The sequence below is a fragment of the Pseudochrobactrum kiredjianiae genome, assembly GCF_030362795.1.
GTDB classification, from domain to species: domain Bacteria; phylum Pseudomonadota; class Alphaproteobacteria; order Rhizobiales; family Rhizobiaceae; genus Pseudochrobactrum; species Pseudochrobactrum kiredjianiae.
In genome coordinates this window covers 696812-720026 of record NZ_JAUCBM010000001.1, presented here as the reverse complement: position 1 = coordinate 720026, position 23215 = coordinate 696812, and the positions used below count along the sequence as shown (strand labels likewise).

General features: G+C 52.9%; 20 protein-coding genes. 5 read left to right on the top strand and 15 right to left on the bottom strand.

Features of this window, described 5'->3' with window-relative positions:
* The first annotated feature begins 16 nt into the window (after window positions 1–16).
* From QUF18_RS03220 to QUF18_RS03210, 3 genes are read left to right on the top strand one after another with little or no spacing between them, the layout of a single operon-like run.
* Window positions 17–1147, top strand: a complete 1131-nt coding sequence (locus tag QUF18_RS03220) for an LLM class flavin-dependent oxidoreductase (protein WP_289385124.1) — start codon at window positions 17–19, stop codon at window positions 1145–1147.
* Between the two features lie 2 nt (window positions 1148–1149).
* A complete protein-coding gene (locus tag QUF18_RS03215; RefSeq protein WP_289386112.1) occupies window positions 1150–2979 on the top strand; it encodes a TRAP transporter large permease in 1830 nt (609 codons plus the stop codon).
* A gap of 26 nt (window positions 2980–3005) precedes the next feature.
* Window positions 3006–4004, top strand: a complete 999-nt coding sequence (locus QUF18_RS03210; protein ID WP_289385123.1) for a TRAP transporter substrate-binding protein — start codon at window positions 3006–3008, stop codon at window positions 4002–4004.
* A gap of 52 nt (window positions 4005–4056) precedes the next feature.
* On the opposite strand, the gene QUF18_RS03205 is transcribed toward QUF18_RS03210, so the two are convergent.
* On the bottom strand, window positions 4057–5247 hold the full coding sequence (locus tag QUF18_RS03205; protein WP_289385122.1) for a M24 family metallopeptidase: 1191 nt from the start codon (window positions 5245–5247) through the stop codon (window positions 4057–4059).
* 174 nt (window positions 5248–5421) lie between these two features.
* Between QUF18_RS03205 and QUF18_RS03200 the strand changes: the two genes are divergently transcribed.
* Window positions 5422–6057: a flavin reductase family protein gene (locus tag QUF18_RS03200; RefSeq protein WP_289385121.1), complete on the top strand. Its 636-nt coding sequence runs from the start codon at window positions 5422–5424 to the stop codon at window positions 6055–6057.
* 4 nt (window positions 6058–6061) lie between these two features.
* Window positions 6062–6760: an aspartate/glutamate racemase family protein gene (locus tag QUF18_RS03195; RefSeq protein WP_289385120.1), complete on the top strand. Its 699-nt coding sequence runs from the start codon at window positions 6062–6064 to the stop codon at window positions 6758–6760.
* 304 nt (window positions 6761–7064) lie between these two features.
* Here QUF18_RS03195 and QUF18_RS03190 read toward each other — a convergent pair whose 3' ends face one another.
* The 14 genes from QUF18_RS03190 to QUF18_RS03125 all read right to left on the bottom strand — a co-directional run bounded on the left by QUF18_RS03190 (window position 7065) and on the right by QUF18_RS03125 (window position 23213).
* Window positions 7065–8048 carry an ABC transporter ATP-binding protein gene (locus tag QUF18_RS03190; RefSeq protein ID WP_289385119.1) on the bottom strand — a complete coding sequence of 328 codons (984 nt, stop codon included), beginning with the start codon at window positions 8046–8048 and terminating at the stop codon, window positions 7065–7067.
* Entirely contained in the window at window positions 8048–9040 is a 993-nt protein-coding gene (locus QUF18_RS03185; RefSeq protein WP_289385118.1) for an ABC transporter ATP-binding protein, read from the bottom strand. Before QUF18_RS03185 ends, QUF18_RS03190 begins: the two co-directional genes overlap by 1 nt.
* A gap of 1 nt (window position 9041) precedes the next feature.
* On the bottom strand, window positions 9042–10556 hold the full coding sequence (locus QUF18_RS03180) for an amidohydrolase family protein (protein WP_289385117.1): 1515 nt from the start codon (window positions 10554–10556) through the stop codon (window positions 9042–9044).
* On the bottom strand, window positions 10553–11746 hold the full coding sequence (locus QUF18_RS03175; protein WP_113943384.1) for an amidohydrolase family protein: 1194 nt from the start codon (window positions 11744–11746) through the stop codon (window positions 10553–10555). The genes QUF18_RS03180 and QUF18_RS03175 overlap by 4 nt, the downstream gene beginning before the upstream one ends.
* A 5-nt stretch (window positions 11747–11751) precedes the next feature.
* Window positions 11752–12699, bottom strand: coding sequence for an ABC transporter permease (locus QUF18_RS03170; protein WP_289385116.1), 948 nt, complete (start codon window positions 12697–12699; stop codon window positions 11752–11754).
* Between the two features lie 10 nt (window positions 12700–12709).
* Window positions 12710–13681 carry an ABC transporter permease gene (locus QUF18_RS03165; RefSeq protein ID WP_289385115.1) on the bottom strand — a complete coding sequence of 324 codons (972 nt, stop codon included), beginning with the start codon at window positions 13679–13681 and terminating at the stop codon, window positions 12710–12712.
* 115 nt (window positions 13682–13796) lie between these two features.
* Window positions 13797–15368 (bottom strand): ABC transporter substrate-binding protein, encoded by a 1572-nt coding sequence (locus QUF18_RS03160; protein WP_374806436.1) that lies wholly within the window; start codon window positions 15366–15368, stop codon window positions 13797–13799.
* Between the two features lie 405 nt (window positions 15369–15773).
* A complete protein-coding gene (locus tag QUF18_RS03155; protein ID WP_289385114.1) occupies window positions 15774–17339 on the bottom strand; it encodes an ABC transporter substrate-binding protein in 1566 nt (521 codons plus the stop codon).
* A gap of 193 nt (window positions 17340–17532) precedes the next feature.
* Window positions 17533–18219 (bottom strand): GntR family transcriptional regulator, encoded by a 687-nt coding sequence (locus QUF18_RS03150; protein ID WP_289385113.1) that lies wholly within the window; start codon window positions 18217–18219, stop codon window positions 17533–17535.
* A 218-nt stretch (window positions 18220–18437) separates the two neighbouring features.
* Window positions 18438–19472, bottom strand: coding sequence for an ABC transporter substrate-binding protein (locus QUF18_RS03145; RefSeq protein ID WP_289386110.1), 1035 nt, complete (start codon window positions 19470–19472; stop codon window positions 18438–18440).
* Between the two features lie 66 nt (window positions 19473–19538).
* On the bottom strand, window positions 19539–20666 hold the full coding sequence (locus QUF18_RS03140) for an NAD(P)/FAD-dependent oxidoreductase (RefSeq protein WP_289385112.1): 1128 nt from the start codon (window positions 20664–20666) through the stop codon (window positions 19539–19541).
* Entirely contained in the window at window positions 20663–22087 is a 1425-nt protein-coding gene (locus QUF18_RS03135) for an FAD/NAD(P)-dependent oxidoreductase (RefSeq protein ID WP_374806437.1), read from the bottom strand. Before QUF18_RS03135 ends, QUF18_RS03140 begins: the two co-directional genes overlap by 4 nt.
* Window positions 22087–22413 (bottom strand): (2Fe-2S)-binding protein, encoded by a 327-nt coding sequence (locus tag QUF18_RS03130; RefSeq protein ID WP_289385111.1) that lies wholly within the window; start codon window positions 22411–22413, stop codon window positions 22087–22089. The genes QUF18_RS03135 and QUF18_RS03130 overlap by 1 nt, the downstream gene beginning before the upstream one ends.
* Before the next feature lie 5 nt (window positions 22414–22418).
* Window positions 22419–23213 (bottom strand): ABC transporter permease, encoded by a 795-nt coding sequence (locus QUF18_RS03125; protein WP_289385110.1) that lies wholly within the window; start codon window positions 23211–23213, stop codon window positions 22419–22421.
* Window positions 23214–23215 lie beyond the last annotated feature (2 nt).

Below are 23215 nucleotides of genomic sequence, written 5' to 3'. Positions count from 1 at the left end.
AAATACGGACAATGATATGAATATTTTCTGGTATATGTGCGCGCCTGACGGTGCTTATCCGTGGAAGCCTGAAGGTTCCCGTAAGGTTGATCTCGGCTATTACAAGCAGCTTGCCATGGCCTATGATCAGCTGGGCTATACCGGCGCACTCTTTGCCACCGGCGCCCATGATGTATGGGGGCTGGCCAATTCACTGCTGCCATATACGGAACGGCTGAAATTTCTCGTTGCTATTCATCCGGGTCTGATTGCGCCAACTTTGCTTGCCAAAATGGCAGCCAGTTTTCAGGAATTTTCCAACGGTCGCCTGCTGGTCAATGTCGTATCGGGTGATGCCAAAATGCTCGGTGCCTATGGCATGAACATTCCCCATGATGAACGCTATGACATGGCAGATGAATATCTGACCATCTGGCACAAGTTGTTTGCCGGTGAGAGCGTGGATTATCAGGGCAAATATTTCTCAACGACGGGTGCCAAGCTGGCACTGCCGGTGGGTGATACGATTGCCCCGCCGCCGCTCTGGTTTGGCGGCTCCTCCGATAAAGCGCTCGATGTTTCCGCCAAGCATACTGACACTTACTTGTCGTGGGGTGAAACGCCGGAGCAGATCGGCGCGAAAATCGCCAAGGTTAAAGAACGCGCCAAACAATTCGGCCGCACTATGCAATATGGTATCCGCCTTTATGTGATTGTGCGCGATACCGACGCCAAAGCATGGGAAGCTGCGAATGATCTCTACGCCCAGATGGATGCCGCGTCCATTGCCGCTAATCAACGCTTTGTTTCCAATACGGATTCCGTTGGTCAGCAGCGGATGAGCGCTTTGCATGGCGGCGTTAAACCTGAAAACTTACGCGATCTGGAAATTGCGCCGAACCTCTGGGCAGGTATTGGACTTGTGCGTCCGGGACCCGGCACAGCCATTGTCGGCTCACCGGATACGGTGATCCGCACACTCGAAGCCTATCGTGAAGCGGGTGTGGAAACATTCATCCTCTCCGGCATGCCACTTCTGGAAGAAGCCTATCGTTTCGGGGAAACTGTGCTGCCACGCCTTGATGTTTCAACCGAAGTGAAGCAAGCAAAGAATTATACATGGTCAACTCTGTTTGACCGCGACCTCTCCAAGCTAAAAACGGCCTGATGATGAGTACAGTGAAGACCTATCCCGCAGTTGCAGCCACGCCGGTTCAGTCGCTCGCCAGAATAGTGCTGGCAGGCGTCGAGACTATGCTGGGTGCAATCTGCGCCATATTACTGGCTGCACTACTGGTCATTGTGTTGACAGCCGTTGTGCTGCGCTACGGGTTCAATACCGGTCTTCTCGGCTCGGAAGAGCTGGCAACATGGCTCTATGTCGCTCTGATTGCCTTCGGCGCTCCGCTGGCCATCAATTCGGCGCTGGCGATGCGACTTGATCTGGTGACCTCGCGCCTGTCCCCTACCGGTCAACGCGTGACGGCTGTTTTTGCTGATGTTTTCACACTGATGAGCGGACTGATCCTCAGTTTCGGCAGTGCGCGGATTGCCAGTTTGCTTGGCGGCATTTCTCCGACACTCGGCCTGCCGGAATGGATCAGGTTCGGTTTTCTCGGGCTGGGCGGGTTCTTTATTCTGATTGTACTGGGACTACAGCGCATCAGTGAGAATAAAATCGCTGACGTCCTGATCGCCGGTATTATAGCAACCGTGATCTATATCGCTGTCAGCCATGTCCATATTGATACGGATTTCAGCCCGAGTATTGTGCTGGGTCTGATCGCGCTCATCGGGCTGCTGGTTGCCGCTCCTCTGCCGCACGCATTTCTCGCGGGTGCCTATATTGCCATTGCCTTTGGCAGTACCTTGCCGGAACCGGCTGTGGTTTCCTCCACTGTCACCGGTGTTTCCAAATTCCTGTTGCTTGCGATCCCGTTCTTTTTGCTGGCCGGAAGCCTGCTCACCGCCGCAGGTATTGCCCAGAAAATCGTGCAATGTGCATCCTCCCTCGTCGGACATCGCCGTGCCGGACTGGCACAAACCACACTGCTGACCAGTGTGTTGTTTTCCGGCGCCTCCGGCTCTTCTGTCGCCAATGCCGCGTTCAGTTCGGCAACCTTTCAGCCGGAACTGGTGAAGCGTGGTTATCCGCCTGCACAGGCCGGTGCGATTATCGCGGCGACTTCCGTGCTGGATAATGTGATCCCGCCATCTATTGCCTTTCTTATTCTCGCAGCAGCCACCAACCTCTCTGTTGGTGCTCTGCTGGTCGGCGGATTTTTTGCTGGTGCTGTCATGGCCGTCTGCCTTGCCGTGGCCATTCATCTGACGGTACGCGAACAGGTTGCACAACCTCGTGCCAGCGGGCGGGAGCGTGTACAGGCAGCCATCGGTGCCATACCGGCTTTCGGCCTTGGTATTATCGTTGTGGTCGGCATCCGCATGGGCGTTGTTACTACCACGGAGGCCGCCGCCATTGCCGCAATCTATACATTGGTCATGGCTCTGATCGGTAAAGTCGGCATCACTTCGCTCTATGATATCTTCAAGCAATCCGGCAAAGAGGCTTCCGCGATCGGCCTGCTAATCGGCACGGCCAGTCCCTTCGCTTTCCTGCTGGCGGTGGATGACATTTCCGGCACGATTTCCGATCTGGTCAGCGGTTTCGGTGCCAATCCGGTTGTTATCCTGATCATCATCAATCTCGTGCTGCTGGTCGTCGGTCTTGTTCTGGATATCGGTGCTGCCATTCTGCTTTTCGGCCCGATCTTTCTGCCGATTGCCGTTGCTGCCGGTATTGATCCGGTCATGTTCGGCGTCATCCTCGTGGTCAATCTGATGATCGGCGGGCTGACACCACCGGTCGGCATGCTGGTCTTTGTGGTCAGCGGCGTAACCCGCCTGCCCGCCACCGCCCTTTTCAGAGCCATGACGCCCTATTTCATCGCTCTTGTGTTTTCTCTCGTCATTCTCGGTGCATGGGCTTTGCTCATCTGACCCGTCCGCATAAAGGATTATCCGCTATGATTACGCTGAACCGCCGCCATTTTCTGCGCACCGCCACGCTCGGCACTGCCACCGCTCTTGCCATGCCAGCCCTGATCCGCACGGCGCAGGCCAAAACCGCCATCACGATTGCCTCGCTGTTTGGTGATGATAAACCGGAAACCAAAATCTGGTTGAAAATCCGCGATCTCGTCGAGGCAAAATTGCCAGGACAATTCCGTTTCAACATCGTCAAAGACAGTGCCTTGGGTGGTGAAAAAGAAGTAGCTGAGGGCATCCGCCTCGGCTCCATTCAGGGCAGCCTTTCCACGGTTTCCGCTTTATCCGGCTGGGTGCCGGAGCTGCAAATTCTCGACCTGCCATTCCTGTTTAAAGATGCTGAGCATGTGCTGAAAACGGTACAGGGCGAGACCGGCAATGATCTGAAAGAAAAGCTGAAGGCGCAAAATTTCATTGCCACCGGCTTTATCAATTACGGCGCACGACATTTGCTGACCAAAGAAGCCGTGACCAAACCGGAACAGCTGAAAGGCAAGCGTATCCGCGTTATTCAAAGCCCGTTGCATACCAAGCTCTGGAGCAATCTCGGCACCACACCGGTGGGTATTCCGATTACAGAAACCTATAATGCGCTGGAAACCGGCGTTGCCGATGCGATGGATCTGACAAAATCAGCCTATGCGAGTTTCAAACTCTATGAGGTGGTGCCGTTTGTCACCGAGAGCAGCCATATCTGGGCGTCGGGCGTAGTCTATTTCTCAGCAAGTTTCTGGAATGGCCTGAATGCCGAACAGCAACAAGTGCTGCAAGAGGCATCCCAAGAGGCCACCGCCTATTTCAATCAACTGATTGTTGAGGATGAAGCCGCAGCGATCACCACCGCCAAAGAACATGGCGCACAGGTTCTGCAGCCGGAAGAGTATGACCAGTGGCAGGCTGGTGCAAAGACCGTCTGGGATGATTTTGCACCGGTTGTTGGCGGCATAGATCGCATTAATACGATTAAAGCCCTCTAAGCTTTAAGCAAAAGAAAAGCCGCTCATTTTTTTGAGCGGCTTCTCAGTTTTTCTAACCGAATGGCTGCGTCATGCTGAATGACGGCTCGGTAAACCACTCCGCACCTTGTTCTGTCATATAAAAATGATCTTCCAACCGGATACCAAATTGTTCCGGCACCACGATCATCGGCTCATTGGAAACGCACATGCCAGCCTGCAGCACAGTCTGGTTACCGCGCACCAGATAAGGTGCCTCATGAATGGTCATCCCGATGCCGTGGCCGGTACGGTGCGGCAGACCCGGCAATTGGTAGTCCGGCCCCAAGCCATGACGCTCCAGCACAGCGCGGGCTGCATCATCCACTGAGCCACAAGTTGAGCCAATTTTAGCGACTGCAAATGCTGCAAGCTGTGCCTCTTTTTCAATATCCCAGATACGCTGCTGCTCAGCAGTCGGTGTGCCGAAAATATAAGTACGTGTCAGGTCGGAATTATAGCCCTGTACCAGACAACCGGTATCGACCAGCACGACATCATTTTCAACCAGCACATCATCCTGCGGCAATCCATGCGGAAAAGCCGTCGAGCGGCCAAATTGCACGGCGCAAAAAGTGCTGCCATTGCTGCCGATTGCCTTATGCGCTTCATGAATGAAATTGCGAACTGTGCTGGCTTTGATACCAACATGCAGAATACGGGCAGCGCGGCGATGCACTTCCAGTGTCATCTGCATGGCCTGTTTCATGATCGCGATTTCTGCCGGTGATTTCACACTGCGGCAGCCGTCAATAATCGCAGTCGCATCTGTCAGTTTCACACTACCGGCGGCTTTACCGATACCGCTTGCCATACCAAAGGGCAGCGCCGGATCGACGGCCAGCACGGAGCAATTTTCATCTTTCAGGATTTGTGCAACGAGATCAGACGGGCTTTCATGCTCTTCCCACAACCGCACACGTGCATCCATAATGCGCACGGCTTCCAGCGATCCGGCTTCAAAAGCCGGACAGATCAGATAAGGCTCCCCTTTAAGCGGCAGCACCATAGCCACCAGCCGCTCAATCATGCCCCAGCCAATACCGGTAAAATAATTCAGGCTCGTGCCCGCGCCAACAATCAGCGCACCAGCCCCGCTTGCTGCCATCAGACTGCGGGCTTTCTCAAGCCGTGCCTGTCGTTCAGCAATTGTTATTGCCGGTGCAACATCTGCCCAAAGGCGGATAGAAGCCAGTTCTGTTGTGTAATCAGAGCCACCAATCATCGGACGATCTTCCCGTTTCTTTTCAGATACACCCTCATATATCAGGTGATTTCAAGAAAACAGAGCAAATTTCATTGCAAACAATGATGAATATTATTGGCAACATATTTGTAGACAATAATATGGATTTTTTCTAGATTAGCACGACTCCATAACAATAACGGGGGAACATGAATGGATTTTGATTTCACGCAAATGGAACCGCTCGACCGTTACCGGCTGCTGACAAATTTTGTCGGCCCGCGACCGATTGCTCTGGTTACAACCCGCGCGGAAAACGGGCAGGACAATGCTGCCCCTATGAGCTTTTTTAACGTCTTCTCCCATGATCCGGCAATTGTCATTCTCGGTATTCAAACAAGGCCGGACGGACAGGAAAAGGATACAGTAGGCAATATCCGCCGGACACAGGAATTTACCATCAACATGGTGGATATGGCGATATCCGATGCCATGTTGGTTTGCGGGATCGGTTTCGAGCCTGATGTTGATGAAGTCGCTATGGCCGGACTGACTTCTGAGGCCGGAACACAGGTTTGTTCCCGCTGGCTGCCTGCATCGCCCTGCTCCATGGAATGTCGGGTGGAGCGGCTGATTGAATATGAACGCCGTGTCATCGTGCTTGGTGAGGTCGTGCATATGCATGTGCGCCGCGACTGTCTGGATGAGGCAGGCCGTTACGTCAATCCTGAGACCTATCAGCCAATCGCTCGTTTGCATGCCGATAACTACATCACTTCCGATAACCAGTTTGTACTGAAATCGCCAGGATTAGCTGCGTTTCAGGATCGTTTGACCAATAAAGGCTAAGCCCTTGCGCATTCTTCTTATCAATCCGAACTCCACCCAATCCATGACTGATCAGGCAGAACGCAGCGCCCGCAGCGCAGCCCTGCCAACCACAGTCATTGAGGCCATTAATCCGACGGATACACCGCGCAGTATTGAAGGCCATGCTGACGAAGCAATGGCTGTTCCGTCAATGCTGAAGCTTATCCGTGAGGGAGAGACAAAAGGCTTTGATGCCTATGTTGTCGCCTGTTTTGACGATCCGGGACTGGATGCTGCCCGTGAAGTTGCCGGTGGTCCGGTTTTCGGTATTTGTCAGGCTGCTGTGCAGGTTGCCATGACCATTTCCAAGCGTTTCTCCATCGTCACCACTCTGCCCCGTTCGGTGCCGATCATTGAAGATCTGGTGCAGGAATATGGTGCTACCCATCATTGCCGCCGTGTGCGTTCCATCGACATGCCGGTGCTGGCACTGGAAGAAAACGCCTGCCATACGGAAGACACGCTGGTGCAGGAAATCGAACGCGCCAAACGCGAAGACCATGCAGAAGCGATTGTCCTCGGTTGTGCCGGTATGTCGGAACTGTGCGAAAGGCTGGAACAGCGTTGCGGTCTGCCGGTGATCGACGGCGTAACCGCTGCGGTCAAACTGGCAGAAGCTTATGTCAGCGCCGGATATCGCACCTCCAAAGCCGGTGCCTATGATTATCCGCGTATGAAATAACCACGCGCACCACAGCTTTTGAAAAGCCTCCGGCCAGCAATGTCCGGAGGCTTTTTTATTGCCTGCATTATAAATTGTTAAAACTGATTTTGTGCAGAAAGCGACCGCATGGCGCTCTAAAAACAAAAGACGACAGAGAGAACTCTGTCGCCTTTTGCCGGATGGGTGCCGGATATCCGAAGACATCCGGCACGGAGGGTTCCTTAGAGCTTTTCCTGTTTATCCTGAATTACAGAAAATTCTCTATCTATTTGTTTTTACGCGTATCTTATCCGAAAACCGCTTCACACTTTTCGGGATACGCTTAAATTTCTCCGATACGATGGCAGGCAACGCGGCTGCCGTCATCATAAGCTTTCATTTCCGGCTTTGTTGCCGAGCAGCGGCTATCCGCAAACGCACAACGCGGATGGAATGTGCAACCAGAAGGCGGTTTCAGCGGGCTTGGCACTTCACCGCCTCCGACCACACGATCACGATGCGGTTCAGCAATATTCGGGATCGTTTCCAAAAGCAGACGCGTATAAGGATGCTTCGGATCAGCAAACAGCGTTTCTGTATCTGCTTCCTCAACAATCCGTCCCAGATACATCACCGCGATGCGATCCGACATATGGCGGACAACACTCATATCATGACTGATGAACAGGAAAGTCAGACCAAGCTCATCCTGCAGCCTGCGCATCAGATTGAGAATCTGTGCCTGCACAGAGACGTCCAGCGCTGAAGTCGGCTCATCGCAGACCAGAAATTCTGGCTCACCCGCAAGGGCGCGGGCAATCGAAATACGCTGGCGCTGACCACCAGAAAACTCATGCGGGAACTTCTTGCCGTCCGATGGTGCAAGACCAACGATTTTCAGCAGTTCTTCCACACGCTCATTAATCTCGGCTTCAGTCTTACGCAATTTCAATTCACGCAGCGGTTCAGCAATAATGCTGTGTACCCGCCAGCGCGGATTAAGGCTCGCATAAGGATCCTGAAAGATCATATGCGCTGACAATGGTGCGCCGCTTTTTGATGGTGCAAAACGAATTTCACCATTGCTCGGACGGTAAAGACCCGTCACCAGACGCGCCACAGTGGACTTGCCGCAACCGGACTCACCAACAAGACTTAAGCACCCGCCCTGCGGCACGCTGAAACTGATATCATTAACCGCATGCAGCAGCTGGCGCGGTTTGCGCTCGATTACACGGTTGAGCCATGGAGCAGAAACATCAAAGCAAATGCTCAGATCTTTGACTTCAAGGGCAGCAGGTGTCTGTTTCATAGCAATATCACTCATCAGGCAGCTCCCGCATTGAGCCAGCAGGCGCTGACACCTGTACCATCCACCGCTGGCATCAGATCAGGACGCTCGCTACGGCAACGGTCAAACGCTTTCACGCAGCGCGGATTGAAGGCACAACCGGTCGGAATGGCATCAAGACGCGGCATCGAGCCGTCAATCTGGTTCAGCCGTTCCACTCGTTTGCCCAGCGCCGGAATGGAACTCATCAAACCGCGGGTATACATATGGCTCGGATTTTTCAGCACGGTTTCAACCGGTCCGTTTTCCACCAATCGACCGGCATACATCACGGCCACACGATCAGCGGTTTCGGCAATCACGCCCATATCATGGGTAACCAGCATTACTGCTGTGCCATGTTCTTTGCAAAGACGACGCAACAGCGAAGTAATCTGCGCCTGAATAGACACATCAAGTGCTGTTGTCGGCTCATCAGCAATAATCAGCTTTGGCTCTGCGGCCAGTGCCAATGCAATCACAACACGCTGGCGCATACCACCGGAAAACTGGTGCGGATAATGATTGATGCGGTCTTCCGGTGCCGGAATGCCCACTTCTTTCAACAGCGAAATCGCGCGTTCATGTGCCTGCGTGCGGCTTAAGGCTAAATGCTGGGTGATGGTTTCAACCAACTGCGACCCGATTGTGAAAAGCGGATTGAGCGATGTCAGCGGGTCCTGAAAAATCGCGCCGATTTCACGGCCACGGATTTTCTGCATTTCTTTATCGCTGAGATTATCAATGCGGCGGCCATTGAGCAAAACTTCACCACCGGCAATATGCCCCGGCGATTCAAGCAAGCCCTGCACAGCCAGACCGGTCATGGATTTACCCGCGCCGGATTCACCAACCACGCCGAGAATTTCTCCCGGCATGATCGACAGGCTGACATCCGACAAAGCGGTCAGTGTGCCGCGACGTCCCGGAAAATCAACCTGCAGATTTTTGACCTCAAGGGTCGGTCTGGTAGAAGAGGTTTCTGCCATATTATGCTTCCTCTCCGTGTTTTCCGGCCAGCGGATAGCTCGGCGGGAAAATCTCTGATACCGGCGGATTATTGTAGGAACGCTCAGGATATTTAGCGATCAGGCCATCATATTGTGCCTGTGCCTGTGCGCGTGCTGCCTGCATATCAATGCCTGCAACTTCACCATGGCGCATCGACAGACGACCATCCACAAACACAGCTTTAGTGACTTTGCCGGAACCGCCGGTGACCAATGTGGTGATCGGATCAATGCTTGGTGCCATGAATGTATCATCAAGACCGAACACAGCGATATCAGCCTTGGCACCTGCCTGCAGGCGGCCAAGATCGTCGCGTCCCAGCGCTTTGGCGCCGCCCAGTGTCGCTGCATCAAACAGATCAGCACAGCGGATGCTTTCCGGTGTACCGTCATTGATACGGCAGGTAATCAACCCGATCAGCAGGTTCATCAACATATCAGGCGGTGTGGTGTCGGTGCCCATAGCAATATTGATGCCGCGCTTTTTCACACTGGAGAACGACTTCAGTGTGCTGCCGCCACGGGATGAAACCAGCGGACAATGAATGATCGACACATTATTTTGCGCGTATAGTGTCAGATCCTCATCTGTTGCATTGGTGGCATGAGGAGCGATAATCCGGTCATTGAGCACGCCAAGATTGTTGAGCCAGACCGGTGCAGTGGTACCATGCAGGCTACGCACTGTTTCCACTTCCATCTGACCCTGCGCCATATGCAAGCGGATTTTACAATCCAGCTCATGCGCCACATCCTGCGTACGCTTCAACAGATCAGCGGTACAGGTTTCCACACGATCCGGCGCCAGCATACCGCGCACCAGATCACCATGACGGCCATTCTGGCGGGTGATGTAATCCGCAGCATCTTTAAGTCCGGCAAAGCCGCGCTCTTCGTTAAAGACCGGTACAATTTTGCCAGGGCTTTCCAGCATCATACCACCGGCGCGATACGCAGGGCTCAAGTAAACGCGCAATCCCAGATCACCGGCAGCATCCGCTGCCGCATCAAATTCCGCTACGGTTTCGCCCCATTCGCGGTAAAACAGCGAGGCAATCGGTGCTGCGGTGGTAATACCGTTTTGCAGCAGCTGGCCGAATGCAAAGCGCTTCTGGAATGCCAGCTCATCTTGGCTGTACATCTCATAAGGGCCGCTATCGATATAGGATTTAGGCCAGACACGGCCTTTCGCCCAACCCGGATGGTGGTCAATACCGAGAATCGTCGTGTCGAGATCGGACAGCGCATCGAGGTCGATCAGACCCGGACTGATCAGTGCATTGCCAAGATCAATACGACGCGCAACCTCACCGGCAAAATCGTGACCGACGAACAGCACGGTGCCATCTTCGATCACCACTTCACCGTTTTTATACAGGCGATGCTGGCCATCAATATGCCCAAGCACCCATTGTGCTGTGAGCAGTGTGCGCCCCTCAGGACGCGCACCCAGTTTCAAGCTTTCAAGTGCAGTGAATTGTGTCTTGTCCGTCATGGCATTTCCACCACAGCAGTACCGTTACGTGCAGTAACACGACCGCCTTTAATCACCAGCGGGCGTGGTGCCACATCAACAACGGCATGAGCCAGTGTCTGGCCGGTGAGCAAAGTCATGTCAGCTTTGCAGCCAACATCCAGACCATAGCCTTCCAGCTGCATCACATCCGCACCGCCCTGCGAGCAGATATGCAGCACATGCTCCAGATCAACGTCACGGCGCAGGCCGTTTTTCATACCGATCACTTTGGCACGGTCGATCATATCCGGCTGTCCCCACGGACCCCATGTGTCGCGGATACCGTCACAACCGGCGCCCATGCGGATACCCGCTTCTTTGAGGCGCAGTACAGACGGCACCGGAACGGAAGGCGCACCGGTGGTGAGAATGGCAACATCAAGCTCGCGAAGCTGCTCCAGCAGGCTCGAGACACGCAGATAATCATTCGCACCGAGTGTGAAAGCATGGCTAATCGCGACCTTACCCTGCATGCCATTGGCGCGGATACGCTCAAAGATCAGTTCCATGGTGAAAGCGCCGAGTTCACCCAGTTCGTGCAGGTGAATATCAATCGGCTTGCCATGTTTCACTGCAAGCGCAAACAGCGCATCCAGCTGGCCTTTCGGATCACGGTCGATACCGCAAGGGTCAATACCGCCCAGCACTTCACAGCCCTGACGCAGCGCTTCATCCAGCAATTCCAGTGTGCCCGGCATCACCATCAGACCGGATTGCGGGAAAGCAACGATTTCGATGTCGATCAGGTCTTTAAGTTTCTCGCGGGTTTCAAACACGCCTTCGAGAATTTTCAGACCATGGGTCGTATCAATATCCACATGGCTGCGGATATGGCTGGAACCATGCGCAATCAGGCCGATCGCATGGCGCATCGACTGGATATGCGGATCGAGACCGATTTCAAGACGCTTTTCACGTTCAAAATCAATACGCTCGCGCAAACTCGCCTGCTTGCCGTTCACATGCCAGTCGAGACCCCAATTGGTTTTATCGAGATGGGTATGGGCATCAATCAGACCAGGGATAACAATATGTCCCTGACCGTCTTCAACAGCAACACCATCCGCACTGAGGTTTGTGCCATATTCAGCGATGCGACCCTGACGGATCAGAATATCTGTGGCTTGACCTGCATGAGGGCGCACATTGCGTAACAAAAGATCAGACATAATTTTTACCTCAGTTTTGGATTGAGAGCATCGCGCAGCCAGTCACCAAGCACGTTCACGGCGACAACCAGCAGGCAGAGCTGCAAGACAGGGAAAACGGTAATCCACCACAGACCGGAGAACAGGAACTGATTACCAAGACGGATCAGCGTGCCAAGGCTCGGCTGGCTCGGCGGCATACCGATACCAAGGAAGGAAAGCGTGGCTTCGGTGAGGATGGCCATACCAAAATTAAGCGTCGCGGCCACAAGGATCGGCGTCAGCGTATTCGGCAGAATATGGTACATCATAATGCGGCGGGATGGCACTTTCAGAAGGCGTGCAGCCTGCACATATTCCTTGGAGCGCTCAACAATCGTCTGTGCACGCACAGTACGCGCATATTGTACCCAGCCCGACAAAGTGATTGCCAGTACCAGAACACCGGCAGCAGCATAATCACGCAAATCCGCAGGCAGCATCTGGCGCACCACGGCGCTGACCAGAATAGCGATCAGAATGGTCGGGATCGAAAGCAGCACGTCACCGATACGCATCAGCAGATTGTCGATAATGCCCTGCATATAACCGGCGATCAGGCCAAAGCTCAGACCAATGACCAGCGACAGGAATACCGAGGCAACACCAATCAGAATGGAAATCCGCGAACCATAGAGAATGGCTGAGAGAATATCGCGACCCTGCGTATCAGTCCCCAGCAGATATGGCCATTGGCCATCCGCATTCCAGATCGGCGGCAGTTCGGAGTTCCACAGGTCCAGCTGCGCCGGATCAAACGGATTTTGCGGAGCAATCAGCGGTGCAGCGAAAGCGGAGACGATCATCACTGTCAGCAAAACAGCAGAAATCATTGCCGGTTTGTTACGGGTGAATGACCACCACAGATCACTGTCTTTCATACGCTGCCAGCGTGATTTTTGGTTAGCAAGCGGGGCATTTATATTATCTGTCATGAGAGCCCCTTTAGCGTGTAGCAGCGCGCAGGCGCGGATCAATCACAGCGTAGGTGATATCAACCAGCGTGTTCAGCGCAACAAAGATGAAAGAAACGATGCAGAGATAGGCCGCCATCACCGGAATATCGATGAATGTTACCGCCTGAATAAACAGCATCCCCATACCCGGCCACTGGAACACAGTCTCGGTGATCAGCGCAAAGGCGATTAGAGAACCGATATTCATCGCCGTCATGGTGACAACCGGCATCAGGCAGTTGCGCAGCGCATGGCGGAAATAAATCCGATAGCGCGGAATACCACGGGCACGGGCAAATTTCACGAAATCAGAGCGCAATGTTTCCAGCATTTCCGCACGCACCAGACGCATAATCAGCGTGATCTGATAGAGCGACAGCGCAATGGATGGCAGGATCAGCGCCAGACGCCCGGAATGGGTGAGAAATCCGGTTGACCACCAGCCAAGTTGCACCACATCACCCCGTCCGAATGCCGGCAACCAGCCAAGTGTGACAGAGAACAGCAGGATAAGCAGAATACCAACGACAAAGCTTGGTAATGACACCCCGATAATTGAGGTGAACTGGAATAATTCAGTATACCATTTGCCGCGATGAATTGCGGTAATAACCCCCATCGGAATACCGATAATCAGGGAAAGCAATGTGGCGACAATGACCAGCTCCATCGTGGCCGGAAAGCTCTCGGCAATCAGCCCCAGCACTTCCTGACCATTACGGTAAGAAATACCGAAATTGCCCTGCACCGCATCGCTGACAAAGCGCGCATATTGCGTGACAAAGCCGTCATTCAGCCCGAGCCGGTCGCGCAAAGCATCGCGGTCGATCTGGCTCATTTGCTCATTGGCCATCAGTTCCACAGGATCGCCCGCAAAACGGAAAATCATGAAAGCCAGCAATGCCACAGCAAGCATAACCATGGCTGCGTTTGCCAGTCGCTTGATAATAAATACAAGCATTCAGTTGTCTCTCCCAAGGGCAATTTGCGCGTTACCGCACCTATTCACCGCTCTTTTACTTCAATAATCATCAGGCCGTGCCGCAACTTCTTCCCTTGCGGCACGGCCAATCTTGTTATTTTTTAAGGACTGTCAGCCAGTGACGCGGCTTGTTATCAGCCTGCTGCACAACGCTTTCCACCTTATCGGTCAGCACCCAGGCAATCGGTTGCTGATGCAACGGCAGCTGGATGATTTCCTTTTTCACGATTTCCAGAGCTTTGGTCTGCAAAGCCAGACGCTTCTCGCGATCCATTTCCGTGGAGGCCTTGGTGACCAGTTCATCCAGCTCCGGATAGGACCAGCCGCCCCAGTTAAACACACCCGCAACACCGGACTTGGTCTGAATGACCTGCATCAGAATGGAATAGCTGTCGAGCATCGGCTCATTCGCCCAACCGAGCACATAGGCATCAGCCTGACCGGCAGTGCGTTTTGGTGCCTGAACAGCTGTCGGCCCGATATCCAGCGACGGCTTGAAACCGGCACGGGTCAGCATGGAGATCATGCCATTGCACAACTCTTCTTCATTCAGGTAGTTTTCATAGGTGCAGACCAGTGTGAACGGGAAGCCCTCGGCACCGTTTTCCTTCAAAAGCGCTTTGGCTTTATCCAGATCATAGCCATAGAGAGTATCCAGCTCTTTTGTGTAACCCGGAATTTCCGGCGCAATAATCGTACCGGCATTGCGGGACTTGTCGCGCATGATACGCTTTTTGATCAGATCCATATCCAGCGCATGAGCAACGGCCTGACGGACACCCAGTTTATTGAAGTGATTTTCCGCACCATTGTGCAGTTTTTCACGACGCTGGAAGCCGACAAAGACAGTACGCAAATCTGTGCGTTCCAGCAGACGCAATCCCGGTGCCGCTGCCAGACGCGCCATATCCTGTGTCGGCGCGGAATCGGTATAATCCACATCACCGCCAAGAAGGGCTGCAACACGGGTTGCCGAGGAAATGATCGGCGTGAATTCAATCTTGTCGATATTATGCTGCGGCTTATCCCACCAGCCGTCAAATTTCAGCAGAACGGTTTTGCTGTCCGGTACGCGGCTTTCCAGCTTAAACGGACCCGTGCCATTGGTGTTATAGGTGGCATAGCCTTCTTTCTGCCCGCCTACATCGGTCGGCAGCAGAGAATCATTATCAACCAGCCATTTCTCATCAAAAATGAAAATATTGGTCAGGTCATTGAGCAGCAGCGGATAAGGGCCGGTCAGCTCGATATCGATGGTATGATCGTCAACAATCTTCGCTGATTTATAGGCTGGCAGGTTACCGCGCAGCGGTGATGTCGGATGGCTCACACGGGTGAGCGAGGCCAGCACGTCATTGGCAGTAAAATCCGCGCCATTATGAAATTTCACATCTTTGCGTAAATTAAAGCGCCATGTGTTTTCGCCCACAACTTCCCAGCTGGTAGCCAGCGCAGGCTCGATCTTCAGATCGGCATTGTAGCGCACAAGGCCTTCGTAAACGTGATTGAGAAACGCAATCGTATAGCTGTCACCATAGGAGTACGGATCAAGCGAATAAACATCGTGCGCAGCTCCCCAACGCAGTGTTTCAGCAGATGCAATATTGGCGGTATGGCTCAATGCGAAAGCCATCAGACCCGCAAGGATCGATTTTCTGAATTTCATGATTAAGTTCCCCAAAACGATAACCGGCTCTTCACTCTTGATGGTGTTTGTCCGTGCAGGGAGTTTGTTGAATTCAGATTTAATTGTCAACTAAATTGTCGACATAATTATCAGCGAAATTTAACGATGCAATTAACGCTACGTTAAAAACACAGAAAAACACAGAAAAACAGCGCTACAGCATAATTCCTTAAACATGAATCAGAATCAGTAAAATTATGCTGTAAATACATAGTGTTAGAGCGATTTACGTTCATGTTGGATCGCAGTGCTCGCTCTAGTTTCTTTAGTTTGTCGCATTATCCCGTCGTCAAGTTGATCCAACTTGACTGTGAAATGCTCTAGAAATAACAATAGCGCCGGTATGTAGCCCATACCGGCGCTGTAAATCAGTCGTTCACTCAATTATTTAGCGATACGTGTCAACCAATGCCGCGGCTTATTGTCCGCACGAATGGTGACATCTTCAACTTTCTTGGTCATACCCCATGCCATCGGCTGCTGATGCAAAGGCACCATAATGACCTCGGACTTCACAATTCCAAGCGCCTCGGATTCGAGTGCCAGACGTTTATCACGATCCATTTCCAAAGCCGCCTTTTCAGTCAGCGCATCCAGCTCCGGATAGGACCAGCCGCCGTAATTCGCAACACCAGCTGCACCCTTACGCGTGGAGAGAACCTGCACCAGAATGGAATAAGCATCCAGTGTCGGCTCATTCGCCCAGCCGATCATAAACATATCGGATTTACCGCTGGAACGTTTCGGTGCCTGCACGGCACGCGGGGCAATATCCAGCTTCGGCTTCAGACCGACCCGGCTCAACATCGTGACGATAACCGAGCAGACATCCTCTTCATTCACGCTCTCGTCATTCATGCAGAGATAAGTGAATTCAGAACCGACGGCACCGGCTTCTTCAAGCAGTTTTTTGGACAGTTCAGGATCATATTTTGTCGGAATATCCAGCTCTTTTGTATAGCCCGGAATTTCCGGCGCAACCACAGTTCCCGCTGTATGAGTCATGCCGCGCATCACGCGCTTCGCCAGCAGATCGCGGTCGATTGCATGATCGATCGCCTGACGCACGCGCAAATCATTGAAGAAGTTGTCGCGTCCGTCGTTGAGCTTTTCCTTACGGTTGAATACCAGATTGATGGTGCGCAGATCAGGGCGCTGTTCAACACGAATATTCGGCGTGCTTTCCAGACGCTTCACATCCTGCAACGGCACGCCATCCACCAGATCAATCTCGCCGGAAAGGAGCGCAGCTACACGCGTTGCAGGCGAAGCAATTGGCGTGAATTCAATACGGTCGAGATTGTGCTTCGCATCATCCCACCAGCCGTCATATTTAACCAGAATGGTCTTGCTGTCCGGCACACGGCTTTCCAGCGTGAACGGGCCCGTACCATTGGTATGGAAAGTCGTATAGCCTTCAACCTGACCGCCAACATCGGTTGGCATTTCAGAGTTATTTTTAACCAGCCAATCCGCATCGAACATGAAAATATTGGTCATATCGTTGAGGAACAACGGGCTCGGTGATGAGACTTCAATATCAACCGTATAATCATCGACAGCAGTCGCGCCGACAAACAACGGAATATTCCCGCGCAACGGTGAAGACGGATGGCTGACGCGCTTCATTGAAGCGACAACATCTGCCGAAGTGAAGTCAGAACCGTCCTGAAATTTAACGCCTTCACGCAGCTTGAAACGCCAGACTTTATTGTCAATCAGCTCCCAGCTGGTTGCCAGTGCAGGCTCCACTACGAATTCAGGCGTATAGCGTACCAGACCTTCATAAATATGGTTCAGGAATGCCAGATTGGATGTGCTGCCATATGAATATGGATCCAGCGAGAAAATATCCCGCGCGCCGCCCCAGCGCAGCGTTTCCGCAAAAGATGCGGTGCTAATGCAAGTAGCAACCGTACAGAATAACAGTTTTTTCAATAGTGAAGTCATAGTCGTCCCTCTCGCCGACACGGTAAACCGCCTTCCTCTTCCTCAAGCCGGAAGGCGCAGAATAGTGTCTGACGATGTTTTATGTCGCCATAATTGTCAACATATTTGTCATCAAATATTTCAGAGGACACAAAAAACTCCGGCAAACCTGAAGGTTTCCGGAGTTGGAATTTCGAAGTTACAAAAAATAAACTCAGAGCAATGCAGCACGTAAATTATAGGACTGATCTTTTTCGTCCTCTAATTCCAGTTCACATTCCACACGGTCCAGATGTTCGAGCACAGCTTTGATGGCAATTTCCGTATCGCCACGCGCAATATGTTCAACAATCGCCTGATGCTCATCCGGCCCGCAATTATGCAAATGACGCGAACGATAAACCGCCGTAATCAGCGATGTGCGTGAGATCAGATCTTTGACGATACCGTAAAGGAAGGAAGACCCTGCAAGCTCTGCCAGCAACAAATGGAACCCGCCGGACAGGCGAATAATATCTGTACGATTGCCCTGACGGTCGGCTGTGCGCTCTTCTTCTACATGGGCATTGAGACGTGCGACATGCTCTTTATTGATACGCTCGCACAGACGTTCAACCACACGATGTTCAATCGCACGGCGGGCATAGAACACGTCCCGCGCTTCTTCCACAGAAGGCTCGGAGACGAACGCGCCGCGATTGGCCTGAATTGTTACCAGTCCTTCGCGTTCCAGCGTAGCCAAAGCCTGCCGGATGCGGGCGCGGCTGACATCAAAAATCTCAGCCAGTTCTTCTTCTTTGAGACGTGTGCCGGGCTTCAAACGCCGCTCGGCGATAGAGAGCCATATCCTGTCAAATATCTGACCTGCCGGCGTTGCCTGCGCATTTTCTGCCTTGGACATGGAAGCTCCGTTAATCTCAATTCTCATTCATACATCAGGACACATTCGCATCCCTGTTTAAATATTTTCCAAGAAATGTCGACATGATTGTTCTGGATTTCAAGTCTGAATGTCTGTGCGTGCGTTGTAAAGATCAATCAGGCAAAATAAAAGCCCGCGATCAAAGATCACGGGCCTCTACGACATTTCTGTCATTCATTGCGACAATGTTAACGCTCTTAACGTTCGATTGTGCGATTCCAGCGGCTGTTCCATGCCTGACGGTTTTTATTAACCGCATCCCAGTCCAGAACATTTGCCGTTTCCATATAACCACGGAAAGCGGTCAGTTTGGCATTGGCGTCTTCATTGCCGGCCTTGGCATTCACGTTAGACGGAATGATATTACCATTATCCAACGCAAGGCTCTGCGCATCAGCAGACAACAGATAATGCGCCAGTTTCTGGCTCAGCTCCGGTTCGCTATTGTTGGCAATCACACACTGGGTAACAGCCAATACAACGGAACCTTCTTTAGGCTGGGCATATTCTACCGGAATACCCTTATCTTTCAGATTGTTCACTGCGGTTGGTGTGAGTGGGAAAATCGCAGCTTCACCGGTCTGTACCATTTCAGAAATCTTGGCAGAGCTTGGGATGAACTCGATTACATTCTTGCCGATCGTATCAGAGAATTTCTCAAAACCCGGCTCGACATTGTTTTCATCACCGCCCTGAATACGGTTGAACATCAGGAAAGCATGCAGACCGAAGCTGGAAGCCGAAGCGGACTGGAACACCACCGCATTAGCGAATTTAGGATCAGCCATATCCATCCATGAAGTTGGTGCTGCCCAGCCTTTTTCATCAAACAGCTTCTTGTTATAAGCAAGACCGGTCATGCCCATATCAACGCCGATTGCCATATCATCTTTCATACGGGCTGCCGGCTGAATTTCTTTCAGCACTGCGTTATCAGAAATCGGTTGGCACAGGCCGCCGCCGATAGCGCGAACCATTACGCCGTCATCCAGCAGCATAACATGCATCTGCGGATTGTCTTTTGAAGCCGTTGCCTTAGCCAAAATATCAGCCGAAGTGCCCGGAACAATAACCACTTTAACATTATTGGCTTTTTCAAAAGGCGGCAGAACATGCTCGGTATAGGCGCGTTCAAAGTTACCGCCATTCATGCCAATATACAGCGTTTTGGTTTCTGCCTGCGCAGCACCGGATGCAACAGCCACAGCACCAAGTGCCAGAGCGGAAACCATAGTCAGTCGAAAATTCATTTTCATGCTACTCCCATTATGAAGACAAAGAACTGAATTTCAGGCAAATCAAGGCGCCTGAAAATCATGGAAACGGTCGATGCTAAAAGCCTCAACCGGAATTGAACTGCGGCCTTGAGTGACCAGATCGCACAGCACTGAGCCCACCGCCGGTGCTGTCTGGAAACCAGCGCCGCAAAAACCGAAAGCGTGGAACAACCCGTTCACTTTAGAACTGGCACTGATGACAGGATTACCATCGGGCATCTCCGCCTCTGTGCCGGACCAGAAGCGGATAACATGCGCGTGCTGCAAATGCGGAAAAAGTGCAATCGCCCGCTGCATCACTGATGAAGCTGCGGTCACAGAAGGCCGTGAATAATCCGGATTATTCAGCACGACACCGCGCCCGCCGCCCATAACATAATTTCCACGTGCCACCTGACGGCCGTAAAAACTGCCGCCCTCTTCGCCCATACTCATCGGCAGAAGATATGGCAGCGGCTCAGTCACCACCATTGACGGATAGATTTTCTTGAGCGGAACGCTCTCGCCAAATTGCGCGGCAAACTGATCTGACCAGGCGCCCGCCGCATTGACCAATTGGCGGCAACGGATTTCCGTATCTTCACCGGCAAACAGGGCAAAGCCATTACCGGTCGTGAGAGCCTCATGCACCGGCATATGTTCCAGCACGGTTGCTCCCGCCGCTTTGGCTGCATGGGCAAAAGCCGGAGATACCAGACGCGGATTGGCATGGCCATCATCATGACAGAGCGATGCCCCTGCCACATCCCCCGTCAGCCACGGAAAACGCGTTTTGACAGCCTTGCCGCTGATCAGCTCAAGCTCAAGCCCTTGCGGACGAACACGGGCGGCATAGGCTTCGAGTTTGGCGAAATCTTCTTCGGTGCGCGCCAGTTTCAGATGACCACTGCGCTGATATTCACCATCAATGCCGATCAGTTCGGGCAAACGCCCCCAGATTTCATGGGACAGTTCAGCCAGTGGCAGTTGCTCAACGCCGCGCCCCTGACGGCGTACACCGCCATAATTGACACCGCTGGCCTGCGCACCGCAAAACCCTTTATCCAGCAGAATAACCGACAGACCGGCCTTGCGTATCGCCAAGGCCGCAGAACTGCCAACCAGACCGCCGCCAATAATCGCAACATCTGCATCCAAATGCCTGGTCATGACACCACCTTGCCCGCTGGCTCATCAGCCTGCTGCATCGCGCCAAAGCCAAGGGGCACCGGCTTCACCGGCGCCTGCGCACGTAACCGTCCGAGCTCAAGCGCATCGATCTGCAACTGTGATGACAGAAGTTCTGTTGCGGCAGCAGTACACATCCGCCCCTGACAACGCCCCATACCAACACGGCTCAGCGCTTTCAGACGATTGATTTCGCGGATGCTGCCGCCACTGATCGCATTGAGTGCCTCGCCAACAGTGACTTCCTCGCAGCGGCACAACGTGACATCAGGGCTGACAGTCTCAAACCAGTCACGCGGAAACGGAAAGGCTTTTTCCAGCAGATCGCGCTCGGTGACGATCTTCTGATGGGCTTTTTGCAGTGCTGTGATCCGGTTGCTATCTGTTGCCAGACCACGCTTTTGCAGCAAAGCCAGTGCGGCCAGTTCACCGGAGATTTCCGCCGCATCGGCACCGGCAATGCCACTGCCGTCACCGGCAAGATAGACGCCCTGTTCGCTACTCTGCCCCTGTGTATCACGCACCGGCAGCCATGCTCTGTCACGGCTGTTAAATTCAAAGTCGCAACCGGCGAGATCCGCCAATTGTGTTTCCGGACGCAATGCAAATCCATAGGCCAATGCATCGCAGGTCAGCGTTTTGACACCGGATTTGCCCTGAATATGGTAGCGGATGCCCTCAACGTGGTCTTTCCCGACAATGCTGTCAGGCCGTGCATTATAGATGGTTTTCACACCGGCAAGACGCAATTGCATGGCATAGAACATACCCAATGCCACAATGCGCGGTGCATGTAATGCCAGCTGCGCCAGATGCCATTTGGCTTTGAAGGGTGCCGTATCCAGCACCGCCACAACCTTGGCACCAGCTTTCATATATTGCCATGCCACCAGATAAAGCAGCGGCCCTGAACCCATGAAAACCAGCTTGTTACCAATTGTAACGCCTTGTGCTTTCAAGGCTGTCTGTGATGCACCGAGCGTATAGACACCGGGTGTTGTCCAGCATGCAAAGGGCAAAACGCGATCGGTTGCACCGCTTGCAACAATCAGCTCAGAACATTCAATCCGGCGATAATGGCCATTGGACATCACATCGAGAAAACGTGTGTCACCGCTTGGTGATATATTCCACACCAGACTTTCCGGATGATAATCAATTGCCGGTCGCAGCGCTTCAAAGGTCTCATGCAGCGCTTTGGCTTTTGACGCTTCCGAACCGTAGCGCTTGGCATAGGAGCGGCCGTCATCAATCAGCGGCTGGCGATAAATCTGCCCGCCTGCCCGCAAACCTTCATCCAGCACTATAGGGCGCAAACCAGCCTTCACCAGCACTTGCGCTGCACGGATACCCGCAGGCCCCGCACCGATAATCACCGGCTGTAAATCGGCTTTGGCCATCATCACACTCCGGCGCCCATAGGCATAGTGGTTACAAAGCGCATGCCTTCCTGCAACGGCGTTGTGCAGGCACGGATACGCTGCCCTTCTTCTGTCATGACATAACAATCCTGACAGGCACCGATCAGGCAGAAACCGGCGCGGTTCTCACCGGTAAATTCCGTATGACGCACATGAGAACTCACCGCCATAATAGCAGTCAGCACCGTATCGCCATGACGGCCGGTCTGAGCAACGCCGTTCAGTGAAAAGCCGACCGGCTTTTCATCCTGACGGTAGCGGCGGTAAAACTGACCGCCACCAGATTGATTTGAAGTTTGTGCGCTCACTCCGGTCAGCCTTTTCCGACCAGAATACGATCCAGACCAAACAGGCGATCAAGAATGATCATCGCAATCGTTGCCACAAGGATCATCAGCGCAGAGACCGCAGCCATCATCGGGTCAATCGATTCACTGGCATACATATACATGCGTACCGGCAGCGTGACTGTTGAAGGCGATGTCACGAAGATCGACATGGTCAGTTCATCAAAGCTATTGATGAAAGCCAGCAACCAGCCACCGCTCACACCCGGCAACAACAATGGCAGGGTGATGCGCTTGAACACAGTCCACTCACCGGCACCCAACGTGCGCGCAGCATTTTCCGCGTTTTGATCCATGCTGCTTAATGAGGCCAGCACCAGACGCAGCGCATAAGGCGTGATGATAATCGCGTGGGTTGCTACCAGCCAGAGGAACGAGCCGCTCATGCCCATCAGCGAGAATAGACGCAGGAAAGCAACGCCGAGCACCAGATGCGGGATAATGAGCGGTGACAGAAACAGCGCGTTCAGTGCATCGCGTCCGGCAAAATTATAACGTGTAATTGCCAGTGCGGACGGTACAGCCAGCAGGGTGGAAATTGTTGCCGCTATAAAAGCCAGTTTCAGACTATTCCCGAAGGAGGTCATGAAATCATTATGTTGGAACACGGCCACAAACCAGCGCAGAGACAGACCGTTCCACGGCATTGTCAGTGTGTTTTCGGGTGTGAAAGCAACGAGACAGACCACCACCATCGGCGCCAGCATGAAGATGACAACGAGGCTATGAAAAATCAGAGCACCAGGACCATTTTTCTGCATGA